At 38.4% G+C, this 17,951-nt stretch carries 21 protein-coding genes; all 21 read right to left on the bottom strand.

What is annotated here, in order from left to right; translation table 11 throughout:
* Positions 1-40: 40 nt before the first annotated feature.
* Positions 41-331: a flagellar hook-basal body complex protein FliE gene (gene fliE / locus NST66_RS20225; RefSeq protein ID WP_221779310.1), complete on the bottom strand. Its 291-nt coding sequence runs from the start codon at positions 329-331 to the stop codon at positions 41-43.
* Positions 332-343: 12 nt separating this feature from the next.
* Positions 344-793: a flagellar basal body rod protein FlgC gene (flgC, locus tag NST66_RS20230; RefSeq protein ID WP_221779311.1), complete on the bottom strand. Its 450-nt coding sequence runs from the start codon at positions 791-793 to the stop codon at positions 344-346.
* A gap of 2 nt (positions 794-795) precedes the next feature.
* A complete protein-coding gene (flgB, locus tag NST66_RS20235) occupies positions 796-1,185 on the bottom strand; it encodes a flagellar basal body rod protein FlgB (RefSeq protein WP_340843673.1) in 390 nt (129 codons plus the stop codon).
* A gap of 443 nt (positions 1,186-1,628) precedes the next feature.
* Positions 1,629-2,408 carry a GTP-sensing pleiotropic transcriptional regulator CodY gene (gene codY, locus NST66_RS20240; RefSeq protein ID WP_013058882.1) on the bottom strand — a complete coding sequence of 260 codons (780 nt, stop codon included), beginning with the start codon at positions 2,406-2,408 and terminating at the stop codon, positions 1,629-1,631.
* 28 nt (positions 2,409-2,436) lie between these two features.
* A complete protein-coding gene (hslU, locus tag NST66_RS20245; RefSeq protein WP_013084801.1) occupies positions 2,437-3,837 on the bottom strand; it encodes an HslU--HslV peptidase ATPase subunit in 1,401 nt (466 codons plus the stop codon).
* Between the two features lie 16 nt (positions 3,838-3,853).
* Positions 3,854-4,396 carry an ATP-dependent protease subunit HslV gene (gene hslV, locus NST66_RS20250; RefSeq protein ID WP_013058884.1) on the bottom strand — a complete coding sequence of 181 codons (543 nt, stop codon included), beginning with the start codon at positions 4,394-4,396 and terminating at the stop codon, positions 3,854-3,856.
* Between the two features lie 14 nt (positions 4,397-4,410).
* Positions 4,411-5,313 carry a tyrosine recombinase XerC gene (gene xerC / locus NST66_RS20255; protein ID WP_014458427.1) on the bottom strand — a complete coding sequence of 301 codons (903 nt, stop codon included), beginning with the start codon at positions 5,311-5,313 and terminating at the stop codon, positions 4,411-4,413.
* Positions 5,314-5,378: 65 nt separating this feature from the next.
* Complete coding sequence (gene trmFO / locus NST66_RS20260) at positions 5,379-6,683, bottom strand: FADH(2)-oxidizing methylenetetrahydrofolate--tRNA-(uracil(54)-C(5))-methyltransferase TrmFO (protein WP_028411436.1); 1,305 nt, start codon at positions 6,681-6,683, stop codon at positions 5,379-5,381.
* Positions 6,684-6,889: 206 nt separating this feature from the next.
* The gene (topA, locus tag NST66_RS20265; protein ID WP_340843674.1) at positions 6,890-8,965 is read right to left on the bottom strand and encodes a type I DNA topoisomerase; all 2,076 of its coding nucleotides are present in this window, start codon (positions 8,963-8,965) and stop codon (positions 6,890-6,892) included.
* Positions 8,966-9,119: 154 nt separating this feature from the next.
* The gene (gene dprA / locus NST66_RS20270) at positions 9,120-10,001 is read right to left on the bottom strand and encodes a DNA-processing protein DprA (protein WP_033579776.1); all 882 of its coding nucleotides are present in this window, start codon (positions 9,999-10,001) and stop codon (positions 9,120-9,122) included.
* 63 nt (positions 10,002-10,064) lie between these two features.
* Positions 10,065-10,967: a succinate--CoA ligase subunit alpha gene (gene sucD / locus NST66_RS20275; RefSeq protein WP_013058889.1), complete on the bottom strand. Its 903-nt coding sequence runs from the start codon at positions 10,965-10,967 to the stop codon at positions 10,065-10,067.
* An 18-nt stretch (positions 10,968-10,985) separates the two neighbouring features.
* On the bottom strand, positions 10,986-12,146 hold the full coding sequence (gene sucC, locus NST66_RS20280; protein WP_013058890.1) for an ADP-forming succinate--CoA ligase subunit beta: 1,161 nt from the start codon (positions 12,144-12,146) through the stop codon (positions 10,986-10,988).
* Between the two features lie 368 nt (positions 12,147-12,514).
* Positions 12,515-13,282, bottom strand: a complete 768-nt coding sequence (locus NST66_RS20285) for a ribonuclease HII (protein ID WP_033579775.1) — start codon at positions 13,280-13,282, stop codon at positions 12,515-12,517.
* Positions 13,283-13,389: 107 nt separating this feature from the next.
* Positions 13,390-14,256: a ribosome biogenesis GTPase YlqF gene (gene ylqF, locus NST66_RS20290; RefSeq protein WP_340843675.1), complete on the bottom strand. Its 867-nt coding sequence runs from the start codon at positions 14,254-14,256 to the stop codon at positions 13,390-13,392.
* A 21-nt stretch (positions 14,257-14,277) separates the two neighbouring features.
* The gene (gene lepB / locus NST66_RS20295) at positions 14,278-14,829 is read right to left on the bottom strand and encodes a signal peptidase I (protein ID WP_013058893.1); all 552 of its coding nucleotides are present in this window, start codon (positions 14,827-14,829) and stop codon (positions 14,278-14,280) included.
* A gap of 180 nt (positions 14,830-15,009) precedes the next feature.
* Entirely contained in the window at positions 15,010-15,354 is a 345-nt protein-coding gene (gene rplS, locus NST66_RS20300) for a 50S ribosomal protein L19 (RefSeq protein ID WP_013084808.1), read from the bottom strand.
* Positions 15,355-15,515: 161 nt separating this feature from the next.
* Entirely contained in the window at positions 15,516-16,256 is a 741-nt protein-coding gene (gene trmD, locus NST66_RS20305; protein ID WP_014458419.1) for a tRNA (guanosine(37)-N1)-methyltransferase TrmD, read from the bottom strand.
* On the bottom strand, positions 16,256-16,768 hold the full coding sequence (rimM, locus tag NST66_RS20310) for a ribosome maturation factor RimM (RefSeq protein ID WP_028411442.1): 513 nt from the start codon (positions 16,766-16,768) through the stop codon (positions 16,256-16,258). The genes trmD and rimM overlap by 1 nt, the downstream gene beginning before the upstream one ends.
* 12 nt (positions 16,769-16,780) lie before the next feature.
* Positions 16,781-17,164: a YlqD family protein gene (locus NST66_RS20315; RefSeq protein WP_340843676.1), complete on the bottom strand. Its 384-nt coding sequence runs from the start codon at positions 17,162-17,164 to the stop codon at positions 16,781-16,783.
* Positions 17,165-17,315: 151 nt separating this feature from the next.
* Entirely contained in the window at positions 17,316-17,546 is a 231-nt protein-coding gene (locus tag NST66_RS20320) for a KH domain-containing protein (protein ID WP_013058898.1), read from the bottom strand.
* A gap of 11 nt (positions 17,547-17,557) precedes the next feature.
* Positions 17,558-17,830, bottom strand: coding sequence for a 30S ribosomal protein S16 (gene rpsP / locus NST66_RS20325; protein WP_013058899.1), 273 nt, complete (start codon positions 17,828-17,830; stop codon positions 17,558-17,560).
* Between the last annotated feature and the right edge of the window lie 121 nt (positions 17,831-17,951).

Genomic DNA, 17,951 nt, shown 5'->3' on the forward strand with positions numbered 1-17,951 from the left:
CCGGTTATTACTATTTTCATTTTCTTTAATAACCGCTCAATTACATTTGCATTCTCATCATTTCTTGATAGGCTTCAACAGCTTTATTGCGTATTTCAAGAGCCGTTTGCATCGTAATACTTGCTTTTTGAGCAGTGATCATTACATCTTGGAGTTCAATATTTTCTCCTTTAGCAAGCTTTTCAGTCGCTATATCCGAAGCGCGTTGAGTATTGTTTAACTCATTGATTGAGTCTTTTAAAAACGTTGAAAACTGTTGCGTTGTTTGTCCAGTGCTAGTAGGGGCTGCTGTTTTTGCGATTGCTACTTGATTGCTGATGCTATTAATCATTTTATCACTCCTTTATTTTCCAATTTCTAATACTTTTGTTAACATGCTTTTATTTGTATTAAAAACCGTCACATTCGCTTCGTAGGATCGAGTAGCACTAATCAAATCTGTCATTTCCTTTAAAGGATCTACGTTTGGCATCTGCACATACCCTTGGTCATTCGCATCTGGATGGGTTGGATTGTATACCAAATTAAAAGGCGTATTATCTTCAACGATGTTTGTGACTTTTACACCATTGTTTTGGTTTTTATTGACTTCCGAGTCCAAAAAGGACGAAAAAGAAGGCGAACGATCAGACTGCATGACAACCATTTTTCTTTTATAAGGCTGCCATTCCCCGTTAACGTACGTCCCTCTTGTCGTTTCAGCGTTCGCCACATTAGATGACACCACGTCCATTCTTAAACGATTGGCAGTTAAGGCTGAAGATGTAATATTCATATTTTGAAAAATAGTCACACTTATTTACCTCCTCTTATGACAGTTTGAAGAGAATTAAATTTTCCATTTAAACGATCTACCAGTGCTTCATAGTAAATTTGATTTTCAGCCATATCCGCCATTTCTTTATCCATATCCACATTGTTTCCATTTGCTTGATAGGAAGTGTTTCCTTGCTGAGTAATCACTCTCTGTGATGAATTAGAAAATGGAATATGCTTAGAATCAGTCTGATATGCTTCTAACTCGTTATGTAATAAATCTCGAAATTCACTCGTACGCGATACTGTTTTCGATTTATAATTTGAAGTATCAACGTTTGCGATATTTTGTGCAATCGTGTGCTGCTTTTGTGACGCGTAGCTAATTCCATTTTCAATTGTTTGAAAAGTAGTTGAAAACAAACTCAATTCTTACACCTGCTTACCTATTCTATTTTTCTCAAAAATGAGACAAATTTCGACTTTAGTACCATAGAACTTATTGTAAGAAAAACTTCATGCAATGTCTATCCTTTTTTAAGAACTTTTGGACTATAAACCAAAATTTTCATTCGATTTCCAAGCATATTTTAACATCAATGCTGTACTTTAGCTCTATTTTTTTAATTTAAAATCAAAATACATACCATAAGTCCTGAACAATATGTAATAAAAGTAACGATTTGTAATCAACTAGTATCTTTTTACTATTTAAAGATTCTATAATATAATTTTTAGATTTTTATATGAAGTTTGTTAAAGATTTATAAAAATAGTGAACGAATCGTCTTAACCCAGAGCGAACCTTTTCATACTGAGAGCATATAAAAAAAGCACACGGGCTTTGCCCGTGTGCTTTTTGGTTCATAAACTTAGTTAGATTTTAATTTTTCAAGCTCTACTAAGAATTTGTTGTTAAGAACTTTAATGTAAGTTCCTTTCATTCCTAGCGAACGTGATTCAATAACGCCAGCACTTTCTAATTTACGTAGCGCATTTACGATTACTGAACGTGTAATTCCAACGCGGTCAGCAATTTTACTTGCGACTAATAGTCCTTCATTTCCATTTAACTCTTCAAAGATGTGCTCAATAGCTTCTAACTCACTGTATGATAATGAGCTAATTGCCATTTGTACAACAGCTTTGCTACGCGCTTCTTCTTCAATCTCTTCTGCTTTTTCACGAAGAATTTCCATACCTACTACCGTTGCACCGTATTCAGCAAGGATTAAATCATCGTCTTCGAACTGACGGTCTAAACGAGATAGTACAAGCGTACCTAGACGCTCTCCGCCTCCGATAATTGGAACGATTGTTGTTAGTCCTGCATCAAATAAGTCTTTATTTTCAACTGGGAAAGCTGTATATTGACTTTCAATGTTTAAATTAGAAGATGTTTCTTGAATGTTAAATAGGCTTTGAGTATATTCTTCTGGGAACTGGCGTGCTTCTAACATATCTTTCATGCGCGCATTCTCAATTTGCTGTTTAACAGCGATTCCTAATAATTTACCGCGACGACTTACTACGAATACGTTTGATTCGATCACTTCGCAAAGTGTTTCAGCCATTTCTTTAAAGTTTACTGGTTTACCAGCTGCTTTTTGTAGCATTGCATTAATCTTTCTAGTTTTCCCTAATAAATCCATTAGTACTCTTCCTCCTGCGATTTCAGTTCTATAAAATAAATTGACTCAAATCTTTGTTTTTAGCGATTTTTTCTAATTTTTCTTCCACATACTGCGGAGTAATCACAATTTTCTCTAATGTTACTTCTGGTGCTTCAAACGATAAATCCTCTAGCAAACGTTCTAAAATCGTATGAAGCCTTCTTGCACCAATATTGTCTGTATCTTGATTTACCTGATATGCAATTTCTGCAATCTTACGTATAGCATCGTCAGAAAATTCAATTTGTATACCTTCAGTTTCCAATAATGCCGCATATTGCTTTAATAACGCATTATCTGGCTCTACTAAAATGTTTATAAAATCTTCAACGGTTAGCTTCGTTAATTCAACGCGAATTGGGAATCGACCTTGCAATTCTGGAATTAAATCCGACGGTTTTGATACATGGAAAGCGCCAGCTGCTACAAATAAAACATGATCAGTTTTGACTGCACCATATTTGGTAACAATCGTTGATCCTTCTACAATTGGTAAAATATCTCGCTGCACGCCTTCACGTGAAACATCAGCGGAAGATGAATTACCACTTTTTTGAGCAATTTTATCAATTTCGTCAATGAAAATAATTCCGTATTGTTCTGCACGATTCACAGCTTCTTGCGTCACTTCATCCATATCAATCAATTTTTGCGCTTCTTCATTTGTTAATACTTTTCGTGCATCTTTAACAGTAAGTTTGCGCTTTTTTTGTTTTTTAGGCATAAAATTGCTTAAGGCATCCTGCATGTTCATGCCCATTTGTTCCATACCCGAACCTTGTAACATATCAAACATAGAAGGCTGTTGCTCTTCTACTTCAATTGTGACATAATGATTTTCAAGCTCTCCTAGAGCAAGCTGATGAGCAATCTGCTTGCGCTTCGTTGCAATATTCGTTTCCTCATCTTGATCAGGATCCGCATCGCTTGACTGTGTACCGTTTGAAAAAATCATTTCAAACGGATTTTTAAACGATTGCTGCTTCTTTTTGCTTGGAACAAGAAGCTCCACTATCCGCTTGTTTGCATTTTCTTCTGCACGATCACGCACGCCGTTCATTTTTTCTTCTTTCACAAGTCGAACTGACGTTTCCACTAAATCACGAACCATTGATTCCACATCGCGTCCTACATATCCAACTTCCGTAAATTTTGTTGCCTCAACCTTAATAAAAGGTGCACCGACAAGCTTAGCTAAGCGGCGTGCAATCTCGGTTTTACCCACACCTGTAGGACCAATCATTAAAATGTTTTTCGGCACAACTTCATCACGTAAAGATTCGTCTAGCAGACCGCGGCGATAGCGATTTCGCAGCGCAACAGCGACCGCTTTCTTTGCCTTCGTTTGACCAATAATATACTGATCGAGCTTTTCTACAATTTGTCGAGGTGTTAAATGAGAATTCATAAAAAAATCCCCTTTCCTACAGTTCTTCTACAATAATATGATCATTTGTATAAACACATATCTCACTTGCTACATCTAAAGCTGCTTTTGCAATTTCTTTAGCTGTTAAATGTTCGCCTGCATGTTGTTTTAATGCACGTCCCGCTGATAAAGCATAATTTCCGCCTGATCCAATTGCTAAAATGCCGTCGTCCGGTTCAATAACTTCACCCGTTCCTGATACTAACAGTAAGTTATCTTTGTTCATAACAATAAGCATTGCTTCTAACTTTCGCAATACTTTGTCACTTCTCCATTGTTTAGCAAGCTCCACGGCTGCACGCTGAAGATTTCCGTTATACTCTTCAAGCTTCGTTTCAAATAATTCAAAAAGAGTGAATGCATCAGCTACTGAACCTGCAAAGCCGGCAAGAACTTGCCCTTGAAATAGACGTCTTACTTTTCGAGCAGTATGTTTCATCACAACAGCATTTCCAAACGTTACTTGTCCGTCCCCAGACATGGCACATTGACCGTTATGCTGAACTGCAAAAATCGTAGTAGCATGGAAAGTAGACAAATTAACTCCTCCTTTTATGCGCGAGGATGGTGATTCATATAAACTGCCTTTAAACGATCCTTCGTCACATGTGTGTATATTTGAGTGGTTGATAAATGTTCATGACCTAGCATTTCTTGAACTGTACGTAAATCTGCCCCTTCATTTAACATATGAGTCGCAAAAGTATGCCGCAAAACGTGTGGACTAATATGTATATTCTCAGCGGTTTTCTTTACTAACTGATCAATGACTAAGCGTATGCCTCGGTCTGTCAACGGTGTCCCCTTATAATTTAAAAAGAGCGAATGAGTATCAGAAGGAGCCTTTTTTAAAAGAAGCTTTCTTCCATTATCTATATATACTCTAAGAGCGTCCTTGGCATAACAGCCAAATGGCACGTACCGTTGTTTTTTCCCTTTGCCATATACGAGCAAAGTTTGAAGTGAAAAATCTATATCGCTAAGCTTAATAGATGCACATTCACTCACTCGTATTCCGGTGGCATACAGCAATTCTAAGAGAGACTGATTACGCTGCCCTAACGGAGTTGTTAAGTCATTCATTTGAAATAATTTCACAATCTCCTCTTCATACAGGAAGCGAGGATTTCTCTCTTCCTTTTTAGGAAGGGTAACGAGCGCAAATGGATTATCTTCTACTAATTCTTCTCTATTTAAGTAACGATAAAACGTTCTCAAACAAGAAATTTTGCGTGACATCGATCTTTTTGAATACTGCTTTTCATATAGGCGTGTTAAAAACAGCCTTGCATCAGCATATGTAACACTTTGTAGGTTTTGTATTTGCTCTTCCTGCATAAAAGACATGAAGATACCTATGTCTTTTTCATAGCAGTCAACTGTATATTTTGAATAATTTTTCTCAATTTGTAAATATTCTAGAAAGGAATTTAATACATCTTTAACAAATTCCAATGTTATCACCTCACAAGGGCTACTAAATATTATCACAATTAAGTAGCCCTTGCAAACAATTTTGATTATTTTGTTGTAAAATTCTGAATAGTTTCCAATGCTCGTTTAGCCAGCGTTTCATTTCGTTCTTGTTTGTTTTTGATTCGCACTTCCAATTCTTTGAATAAGCCAAAGTTGGCATTCATCGGCTGGAAGTTTTTGGCGTTTGTATGTGTGATATAGTGAGCCATACTGCCAATCGCTGTTTCCTGCGGCAATACAACCAATTCTTCACCAAGCACGAGTCGAGCCGCGTTCATTCCTGCCATTAATCCGCTCGCAGCTGATTCTACATATCCTTCTACTCCCGTCATTTGTCCAGCAAAGAATAAGTCATCACGCTCGCGATATTGATACGTAGGCTTTAACAATTTAGGAGAATTAATAAACGTATTTCTATGCATAACTCCGTAGCGTACTACTTCTGCATTTTCTAAACCTGGGATTAAGCTTAATACTTCTTTTTGTGCTCCCCATTTTAAATGTGTTTGGAAACCTACAATATTATATAGTGTACCTGCTGCATCATCTTGACGAAGCTGAACAACTGCATAAGGTCGCTTTCCTGTTTTCGGATCTTCTAACCCAACTGGTTTCATTGGTCCAAAGAGCATTGTTTTTTCTCCGCGTGAAGCCATTACTTCAATCGGCATACATCCTTCAAAATAAATTTCCTTCTCAAATTCTTTTAAAGGAACCGTCTCTGCATTGATTAATGCTTCATGAAAGCGCTGGAATTCTTCTTTTGTCATCGGACAGTTTAAATAGGCAGCTTCCCCTTTGTCATAGCGAGATTTAAGATATACTTTATCCATATCAATGCTGTCTTTTTCAATAATAGGTGCAGCCGCATCGTAAAAATATAAATAATCTTCACTTGTTAACGCGCGCAGCTGTTCCGATAAATCTTTTGACGTTAGCGGACCTGTTGCAATAACAGTTGGTCCCTGTGGAATTTCCGTAATTTCTTCATTAACAACCGTTACGTTCGGATGGTTTTTAACGCTTTCCGTCACACGAGAGGCAAATTCGTGACGATCAACAGCCAGTGCTCCACCTGCTGGAACCGCACACTCGTCTGCTGAACGAATAATGACAGAGTCTAATAATCGCATTTCTTCTTTTAGCACACCCACTGCATTTGTTAATGTATTCGCACGCAGTGAATTACTACATACTAATTCAGCAAATTTGTCCGTATGATGAGCAGGTGTTTGCTTTACTGGTCTCATCTCATAAAGACGGACTTTCAAACCGCGCTTTGCGATTTGCCAAGCTGCTTCACTTCCAGCAAGACCTGCTCCAATAACATTAATTACTTGTTCATTCATTGTAAATCCTCCAACTTCATTTCTATCTTTTCTATCATTTTGCTTATTCATTCACTTGTCTTTTCCTTTTTTAACGGGACAAAGAAAATGCGACATTACTCAATGTCGCTAATAACGTTTCCATTTTAGCACATGAAGCAATGTCGCCGCATCTTATATAACTGCTATTTTTAAATTTAAAGTGTGGGAATTCATCCCATTCTCTTTTACTGCTGAGCTTCCTCTTTATAATCACAACTTGTACAGACGACTTGAGTTCCTTTTTTCTGTTTCTTCTCTACAAGCAGATTTTCACATTTCGGACATTTTCTTGCAATCGGTTTATCCCAAGATACGAAGTCACAGCCCGGGAATCGATCACAGCCATAAAATGTACGCTTTTTCTTCGATTTTCGCTCAACGATATTTCCTTCTTCACATTTCGGACACTTTACGCCAATCTCTTTTACAATTGGCTTCGTGTTGCGACAGTCAGGGAAATTAGAGCATGCCATAAATTTTCCGTAGCGTCCCATTTTGTATACCATAGGTGAACCGCATTCTTCACAGTCTTCTCCGGCAGGTTCATCTTTAATCTCCACTTCGCGCATTTCTTTTTCAGCATGTTCTAAGCGTTTTTCAAAATCACTGTAAAATTCGTCAATAACACGCACCCATTGAACATTGCCATCTTCCACTTCATCCAAATCGTTTTCCATTTTAGCTGTAAACTCTACATCTAAAATTTCCGGGAAAAACTCCAATACAAGCTCTAGTACAATTTCTCCAAGTTCTGTTGGAACAAAACGCTTGTTATCGAGCGCTACGTATCCGCGCTTTTGAATCGTATCAAGTGTTGGAGCATATGTAGACGGTCGGCCAATGCCTAGCTCTTCTAATGTCTTAACTAAACGAGCTTCTGTATATCTTGGCGGCGGCTGTGTGAAATGCTGCTTTTCATCGATGTCCTTAGAATAAGCTACTTCTCCTTCTTCTAAGTCTGGAAGAAGATTTTCTTTTTCCTCCACTTGATCATCATTGCCTTCAACATACACTTTCATAAAGCCTGGAAATTTAACTTTTGAGCCGTTCGCTCTAAATGTTACGTCTCCATTTTTCAAATCTACAGCCATTGTATCCATAATGGCAGGTGCCATTTGACTAGCAACGAAGCGCTCCCATACTAACTTATACAGTCGATACTGATCACGCGATAAGAACTCTTTTACCTCTCCTGGTTTACGAAGAGCTGAAGTTGGACGAATCGCTTCGTGGGCATCTTGCGCATTTGAATTCTTCTTTTCTTTACGCTTTTCCGTTGCCACAAACTGATTTCCGTACGCGTTCGTAATGTAATCTCTAGCTTCTGTTTGAGCTGTTTCTGAAATACGAGTAGAATCGGTACGCATATACGTGATAAGACCTACTGTACCTTCTTTTCCTAAATCAATTCCTTCATATAATTGCTGCGCAATCATCATCGTTTTTTTCGCTCGGAAGTTCAGTTTCCGCGCTGCCTCTTGCTGTAATGAAGACGTGGTAAAAGACGGAGCCGCATTACGCTTTCGCTCACGTTTTGTTACTTTAGAAATTGAAAATTCGTTTCCATCTAATTGTTTAACAATGTTGGTTACATCATCTGCATTCGATAGCTCTACTTTTTTCCCTTGATATTCGATTAACTGGCCTTCAAACTGGTCGTTCCCTTTTTGAAAAGTTGCTTTTACCGTCCAGTATTCTTCTGGGATAAACTTTGCAATTTCTTTTTCACGATCAATAATTAACCGCACTGCAATTGATTGAACCCTTCCGGCACTTAATCCTTTTTTCACTTTTTTCCACAGCAATGGACTGATATTGTAGCCAACCAGCCTGTCAAGAATACGTCGTGCTTGTTGAGCATCTACTAAATCCATATTAATTGCTCGTGGATGTTTAAAAGATTCTTTAATCGCTTCTTTTGTAATCTCGTTAAACACTACGCGGCAGTCCGATGCAATGTCTACATCCAAACTGTGCGCCAAATGCCATGCAATCGCTTCTCCTTCACGGTCTGGATCGGCTGCTAGGTAAATCTTTTTTGCTTTTTTAGCCGCTGTTTTTAGTTCTTTTAAAACCGGGCCTTTCCCGCGAATTGTAATATATTTCGGGTTGTAATCTTGTTCAATATCAATTCCCATTTGACTTTTAGGTAAATCGCGAACATGTCCCATCGATGCTTTTACTTTATATTTCTTTCCTAAATAACGTTCAATTGTTTTAGCCTTTGCAGGCGATTCTACAATTACTAGGTAGTCAGACATCTATTTGTTCCTCCTCAAGAGGTAGAATAAAATCTTCATTATTATTAAATACTTGGTTCTTGTTTGTCAAATGTCAAAAAGATAAGTCATACGATTTTCCTACGTATCTCACTAGTATTTCATACCATGCAAGAATATGACTACTTTGAAACATTCATCTTATATACATCATTTCATCTGTAATATCAGCAGCGCTTTGCACAAGTTTTGCCCCTAATTGGATTAACTTATTCGTTCCACATGATGTTTCTTCAAAAATAGAACCCGGTATGGCAAATACTTCTCTTCCTTGCTGAAGCGCCTGGTCGGCGGTAATAAAAGATCCACTTCTTTCTTTTGCTTGCACCACCAACGTGCCTCCTGTTAATCCGCTAATGATTCTGTTTCTGCGAGGGAAAAACCATTTCGTCGGCTTCATAAACGGGGCATATTCAGAAAGCAGCAAATGATGCTGCGCAATTTCTCTTGCTAAATTTTGGTTTCCTCTTGGGTAAATATTATAAAACCCTCCGCCTAAAACTGCAATCGTTTTAGCTTTTTCAGCGATAGCCAGTTCATGAGCAGCCTGGTCAATTCCTAAGGCTAGCCCACTCACAACGACAAATTCTTCATGCAGCATCGGCTTAACAATACGAGTTAAAGCTGCAGTTCCATATGAAGTAGGATTTCTTGTTCCTACAACACTTAAGCTTGCCGGAGCGTGTAGAAGAGACAAGTTCCCCCTTGCAAATAATACCCAAGGCGGATCATAAATATGGCGCAAAAGTTCAGGATATTCATCATCTAAGATGGTGACACATCGAATATTCTCAGCGTCATATTTATCTAGAATATCTCGTATTGGAATAGTTTGCAAATCTTTTTTTATTTGATTAGCACGTTCAATCGAGAGAGTCAATAGTTTTTGAAGCTGTGATGGAGAGTACTCGTAGAGATTTTGTAATGAAGAATTCTGTTGAAGTAGCGTAAAAATTTGTTTCCAATTAACAGATGGACAATGTGCTAAATGAATTAATTTTTCCCGTAAACCAGACATTCTACAATCTCCTTTTTAAATGGACAAAATAGCCCCCGGTCAAAGGAGGCTATATGTCTTCTATTAATGAGTCTTACACTGCTCGTAAATGCCTTGTTCTTTTAACACTTTAATAAGTGTTTCTCCCATAACAGATGGTGTTTCAGCTACTTGGATACCGCACTCATTCATTGTTTTAATTTTTTCAGACGCTGTCCCTTTACCACCTGAAATAATCGCACCAGCATGGCCCATACGTTTTCCTGGAGGCGCTGTTTGACCGCCAATGAAGCCGACAACAGGTTTTGTCATATTTGCTTTTACCCATTCTGCCGCTTCTTCTTCTGCTGTACCGCCGATTTCCCCAATCATAATTACTGCATACGTATCTTCATCTTCATTAAACGCTTTTAATACATCGATAAAGTTCGTGCCATTCACCGGGTCACCGCCGATACCAACAGCTGTTGATTGGCCAATTCCAGCTTCAGAAAGTTGGTGAACAGCTTCATATGTTAATGTACCAGAACGCGAAACTACACCTACATGACCTTTTTTGTGAATGTACCCTGGCATAATGCCAATTTTACATTCTTCCGGTGTAATAACACCTGGGCAGTTAGGCCCTACAAGACGCGTACGTTTTCCTTCCATATAACGCTTTACTTTTACCATATCTAATACTGGAATACCTTCTGTAATACAAATAACTAAATCTAAATCTGCGTCAACTGCTTCAATAATGGAGTCAGCTGCGAATGCTGGTGGAACATATACAACAGAAGCCGTTGCGCCTGTTTTTTCTTTCGCCTCGGCAACCGTATTAAATACCGGAACACCTTCTACTTCTAAGCCGCCTTTACCCGGCGTTACGCCACCAACAATTTTTGTTCCATATTCTAACATTTGCTGTGTATGAAAAAGGCCAACTCCGCCTGTAATTCCTTGTACAATTACTTTTGTATCTTGATTAATAAATACGCTCATTCCTATCCCCCAGCCTTTCTATTTCACTAGTGAAACGATTTTTTGTGCGCCGTCTGCCATAGATTCAGCAGCTGTGATATTTAAGCCTGATTTTTGTAAAATTTCTTTTCCAAGTTCAACGTTTGTTCCTTCTAAGCGAACAACTAATGGAAGGCTTAATCCAACTTGTTTTGTTGCTTCAACAACACCTGTTGCAATAACATCACATTTCATAATTCCGCCGAAAATATTAACGAAAATACCTTTTACATTTTGGTCAGATAAAATAATTTTAAATGCTTCTGTTACTTTTTCAGCAGTTGCGCCGCCCCCAACATCCAGGAAGTTAGCAGGGTCGCCTCCGTAATGCTTAATAATATCCATCGTTGCCATCGCTAAACCTGCACCGTTTACCATACAACCGATATTACCGTCTAGTGAAATGTAGCTTAAGTCGTATTTAGATGCTTCAATTTCTTTAGCATCTTCCTCTTCAAGGTCACGATATTCAAGAATATCTTTTTGACGATACAGCGCATTTGAATCAAAGTTTAACTTCGCATCCAATGCCATAACGTCTCCGTCACCTGTTACAACTAGAGGGTTAATCTCTGCAATTGAGCAGTCTTTTTCAACAAATACTGTATATAAACCTGTCATGAATTTAACTGCTTTTCCAACTAATTCTTTTGGAATATTAATATTAAATGCAAGTCTGCGAGCTTGGAATGCTTGTAAACCAATCGCAGGATCTACATATTCTTTAAAGATTTTTTCAGGCGTTTTTTCCGCCACTTCTTCAATTTCAGTTCCACCTTCTTCAGAACCCATCAATACAACTTGAGACGTTGCACGATCAAGAACTAAACCGATGTAGTATTCTTTCTTAATATCGCATCCCTCTTCAACTAACAAGCGCTTAACTTCTTTTCCTTCAGGGCCTGTTTGGTGCGTTACGAGGGTCTTTCCTAAAATATCTTGTGCATATGTACGAACTTCATCTAAGTTTTTTGCTACTTTGACACCGCCCGCTTTACCGCGTCCACCAGCATGGATTTGTGCTTTCACCACTGATACTTGTGAACCTAATTCCTTTGCTGCTTCAACTGCTTCTTCAACAGTAAAAGCTACTCGACCGTTTGGTACTGCAACCCCATATTTTCTGAGTAGTTCTTTTCCTTGATACTCATGGATATTCATTTCCCATCCTCCTAACATAATCAACCACAAAACTATACTGCACAAAATAGACTGCGCTTTCATTGTATAAAAATAATTGTCTAATTGTCTACTATTCTAGTGAAAAATATTGAAATAATAAGAAAATTGATATTTTTATGGAGATAGTACTTAACCATACCTTATGAAGTAGATGAGGCTCTGCGGACGTTAAACGTGTGGTTGATCATGTAAATCAACCTTCATAACTAAAGCAGACTGAGAGGAAAATAATTTACGAATTTTTCCCGCTGCAATATCTCCGCTTACATAGGCTATATTCTTTTTAAGCCTAGAATCCCGCATTGAAACATGCGCTAAAAAGCAGAGATATGCTCGGGTATCATGTTCTAGTTTACTTGGTTTTTTATCGGTGCAAAAGATCGGCGGTGTTCTGGCAAAATTCCATATTGTTCGATTGCTTCTAAATGTTGTTTTGTTCCATATCCCATATGTTTTTCGAATCCGTATGCAGGATAGCGTTCACCAAGTTCTTTCATCATTCGATCTCGCGTCACTTTTGCAATAACAGAACTTGCAGCAATTGAAATGCTTGTAGCATCGCCTTTAATGATTGACTGCTGCGAAATAGGCACCGGCAGCTTCATCGCATCAATGAGCAGTTCATCAGGCTGAACTGCCAGCAGTTCAATGGCTTCAGTCATAGCCTTTTTTGTTGCTTCGTAAATATTAATAGAATCAATGACCTCTGCGTCTATAATCCCTATACCGATAGCGACAGCTTTTTTACAAATTTCTTCATAAAACGCTTCTCGCTTTGCTTCTGATAACTTCTTTGAATCCGTCAGACCAGGGAGAAAAAAATCGGGAGGCAAAATAACAGCAGCTGCTACTACCGGTCCTGCTAACGGTCCCCTTCCTACTTCGTCTACTCCGGCAATATAAGTTGCTCCTTGCCTATATAATTCATTTTCATATGCCATCATTTCATCAAACTGTTGCTTCAAGCGCTCAGCCGCTTCAAATTGCCTTTGTTTTTGAATAATAACCTGCTGCACACCTTTACGCTCATCTTGCGCATATGCCTTAAATAAAGCATCTTCCGGGCTTCTCACTTGCTTTAGTTCCTCTTTTATTTCCTTAATACTCTTTTTCATTAGCTCCACCTTCTTTATATCAACATTTTCACGCGGCACTTTCACATAAAAAACGCCTCATGCTGAAAAGGCAGAGGCGTTTTTTGCTTCAGTTCGCAATGTGTTGCTTACAGCTGTTGTTCAGCTTCACTTGGATCATCAAATGTAAAGGTGCCAATTTTATCCGTTCGAATTTCTCGAAGAACAAGCTCAGCTGTTTTATCGTAATCCACCATGCCGCCACCCATTAAACAGCCGCGGCGCGACCCAATTGCATCAAAAAGCTCTACAATGTCTTCAGGGATTTCATTTAAATCATAACGCTGCTTTAATTGTTCTGGGTAATGGCTAGTTAAGAAGCGCAGCGCATAAACAGCGACATCTTGCATATTTAAAATGGTATCTTTGATAGCACCCGTTGTCGCAAGCTTATATCCAACTGTTTCATCTTCAAACTTAGGCCACAAAATACCTGGCGTATCAAGCAGCTCTAGCTCGTTTCCTACCTTAATCCACTGCTGTGCCTGCGTCACACCTGGACGATCTCCCGTCTTGGCGATTTTTTTGCTGGCAAGGCGATTAATTAGCGTTGATTTACCGACGTTAGGAATCCCTACAATCATCGCACGGATAGCGCGGGTTTTTTTAACTCCTTTTGCGCGCATGCGGTCAAACTTCTCTTGAAGAAGTTCTTTAGAAGACGAAACAATTTGTTTCATTCCTTTACCTGCTTGTGCGTCAATAGCTAAGGCATAAATACCTTGTTCTTTGTAATAATCTAACCACTGCTGAGTGACGCGCGGATCCGCTTTGTCCACTTTATTCAACAATACGATTCTGGGCTTGTTCACAATAATCTCATCAATCATTGGATTTCGCGATGATTGCGGAATGCGTGCATCAACCAGTTCGTATACAATATCAATCAATTTTAGCTTTTCAGTTACTTGTCTTCTGGCCTTGGCCATATGGCCAGGAAACCATTGAATTGTCATATTTTACTCACCTTTTATATTTTACTTTGCAAAACGCGCTTCTTTAATCGGCCAGTATACGGCACTAGTTTTACCAAGCACCTTGTCCATGCTCACAAAGCCAATCTGACGGCTGTCTTTACTGTAGCGTCGATTGTCTCCCATCACGAACAAATAGCCTTCTGGCACGGTCTTTTTACCCGTTACGTCTTCTAGTTTAAAATCTTCGGTTAAATTACCGTCAATCACTTCTTTTTTATACTGATCTAAATAGGGCTCTTTATAAGCTTTTCCATTTACATATAGCGTATCATTTCGATACTCAATATGATCACCCGGCAGTCCGATAATACGTTTTATGTAATCTTTTTCCGCTGTAGCATGAAAAACAATAATATCAAAGCGATCAGGATCACCAATCTTATAGGAGAACTTATTTACAATCATTCGATTTTGGTCATGCAGCGTAGGCATCATAGAAAGTCCATCTACTACAATCGGTGCAAACAAAAAATAGCGAATTACAACAGCTAACAGTACGGCAATGGCGATTGCTTTTATCCATTCCCACAGTTCATTTTTCTTTCGAGCCATCTTCAGTCCTCCAACTCTTATGTCATACCTTTATTTTAAACGATAATGTTTGAAACGCCTAATAAATAAATAGAATAAAAAAATGATGACTTGTACGTCTATTTTTCACTGTCAGAGAACGAATCGTTCTAAAAAAACATTTGAAAAAAGGAGCTTGTATAAACAAGCTCCCCTTTACTATTATCGAATTTCTTTAATACGCGCAGCTTTACCACGTAATTCACGTAGGTAATAAAGTTTCGCACGGCGTACTTTACCGCGGCGCATTACTTCGATTTTTGCAATTTTTGGCGTATGAAGTGGGAATGTACGCTCTACACCTACACCGTAAGAAATCTTACGTACTGTAAATGTTTCGCTGATACCACCGCCACGACGCTTAATAACAACACCTTCAAATACCTGAACACGTTCACGAGTACCCTCAACGATATTTACGTGTACACGTACAGTATCACCAGGACGGAACGTAGGAAGATCTGTTTTTAATTGTTCTTTTGTAATCTCTTCGATTAATTTTTGCATCGCGTGTTTCAACTCCTTCCAACAGACGCTCATACCAATGCTTTTCAATCATTGCAGCGGAACATCGTTATAGGTGACCAGACATCTGCCCAAGCCACAAAATCTATCTTAGCACACTCTTATACCGTATGCAACAGAGTTTATGCATAAATTTTATGGATTTATGAAAGGTTGTTTTCCTCTTTTAATTGAGCTACTAGTTTCTTTTGCTCTTCCGTTAGCTCCATCTTTTCAAGCATATCCGGTCTTCGAAGCAACGTGCGCTTTAAAGACTCTTTTTGGCGCCACTGTTCAATTTTTTTATGATTTCCTGACATAAGTACTTCAGGAACTGTTAAGCCTCTAAAATCAGCAGGACGCGTATAGTGGGGGTGCTCTAGTAAACCTGTACTGTGTGAGTCTTGTACAGCTGAATGATTATTGCCAAGCACATCAGGAAGCAGGCGAACAACGCTATCGATCACAACCATTGCACCAAGCTCTCCTCCAGTTAATACATAGTCACCAATTGAAATTTCATCAGTTACCAGCTGCTCACGAATTCGTTCATCATATCCTTCGTAATGACCGCAAATAAAAATTAAATGCTCTTCTGCTGCTAGTTCTTCTGCTTTTGCCTGTGTATAGCGTTCGCCCTGCGGACAAAGCAAAACTACCCGGGGCTTCTTAGCTGTTTCAGTCAGCTTTTCTACAGCGTCAAAAATAGGCTGAGGTGTCAATACCATTCCAGCACCTCCGCCGTAAGGATAATCGTCCACATTTTGATGTTTGTTCGTAGAATATTCTCGGAAATTAACTACATTCAGTTCAACCGCATTTTTTTCCTGTGCTTTTTTCAAAATTGATTCACCAAAAACACCGTCAAACATAGAAGGAAATAGCGATAGTACATCAATTTTCATTAGTCCAATAACCCTTCCATTACTGTAATAACAATCTCTTTTTCCTCTATATCAATAGATTGTACAACGTCGTCGATGTAAGGAATAAGAACTTCTTTTCCGCCTTTTTTAACGACCCACACATCATTAGCTCCCGGCGTTAGAATTTCTTTGACCGTTCCTACCTCTACTCCGTCTTCTGTTTTTACTGTACAGCCAATAATTTCGTGGAAATAAAATTCACCGTCTTCTAAATCCGTTAGCTGCTCCTCAGGAATTTTCACTTCGCAGTTTTTGTACTGCTCAACATCATTTACGTTGTGATAGCCTTCGAATGTAAGCAGATCAAAATTTTTATGCCTGCGATGGCTTGCTACCGTTACTTCCACCGGCTCGCTTTGCTTTTCTTTGAAGATATAAAGTTTATTTCCTTTTTCATAGCGCTCATCAGCAAAATCCGTAGTTGATACAATACGAATTTCTCCTTTTACACCATGGGTATTCACAATTTTTCCAACCTTAAACCATTTCATGCTTCTTCACCTCTATCTAATCTCAACAACTTTGCTATCTTTTATAATAATTGTTTTACTTTCTTTTATCTTTTCCCAATCATCGCCGATTTTTACCTCTACTAAGGCATCCAGTTCCGTTTCAACGAGTTCGCTCCCTAAAGGAAGCTTTTCTAATTGCGTCAGCTGAAAGTTCAACACTTCAATTTTTTCAAGGCGAGCGGATTTTTCTTTTTCAAATTGACTATGTAATAAAGAAGAACCTTTATTGGCTTTTTCCATGTGCTTTAACTGAAATTTCAGCTGTTCCATTTCCTTTTCAAGCGCCCGCTTGCGGTTTATAAAACGATTTTCAAGATCTTGTTTGCTTGCTTCAGTTAACACTTGTTTCACAACCACTTTTTGAATAATGTTCAAAACGTTCCCTCCGCCCTCAAGATAGTGACCTTGTGCTTTTTACATGCATATTGAAATAGCTGCTTCTTGCTCGCAAAAGACTTACTGTGATCAAAACGTTCATCTTATCATAACATAAAAAAAGGGGGAGGTTATCCCTCTCCCTTTTTGATTACTCTTGAATTTTCACATACACTTTTTTACCTTGCTGTGATGCTGCTGCATTCACAACAGTTCGAATCGCTTTTGCAACGCGGCCTTGTTTGCCGATTACTTTGCCGACATCTTCTTGGTGAACAGTAAGGATGTAAGTCACTTGACGTTCATCTTCTTGTTCCTCCACTTTAACATCAGCTGGATAATCAACAAGCGGCTTTACAATTGTTTCGATTAGTGATGTCATCTCGAGTGAAATTATTTTCCTAATTTAGCATTATGGAATTTTTCCATGATGCCTTCGTTAGAGAAAAGGTTACGAACTGTATCAGATGGTTTAGCACCATTTTGTAACCATTTAAGAGCTAGCTCTTCATCGATTTTAACTTCAGCTGGTTGAACTACAGGATTGTAAGTTCCAACTACTTCGATGTAACGTCCATCACGTGGTGAACGAGAGTCTGCTGCTACGATACGATAGAAAGGAGATTTTTTAGCTCCCATACGTTTTAAACGAATTTTTACTGCCATTTTATAAAGCACCTCCGAATATGTTTCAACAAGATAATATAATATCAAATAGGTAAAATGTTTGTAAAGGTTTTTTTCTTAACACTAGAAAAATATTTTATTTTCTTTGGTTTTTTCAGTT

Origin of the sequence: Priestia sp. FSL W8-0524 (genome assembly GCF_038005965.1) — a bacterium.
Lineage (GTDB): Bacteria > Bacillota > Bacilli > Bacillales > Bacillaceae_H > Priestia > Priestia zanthoxyli.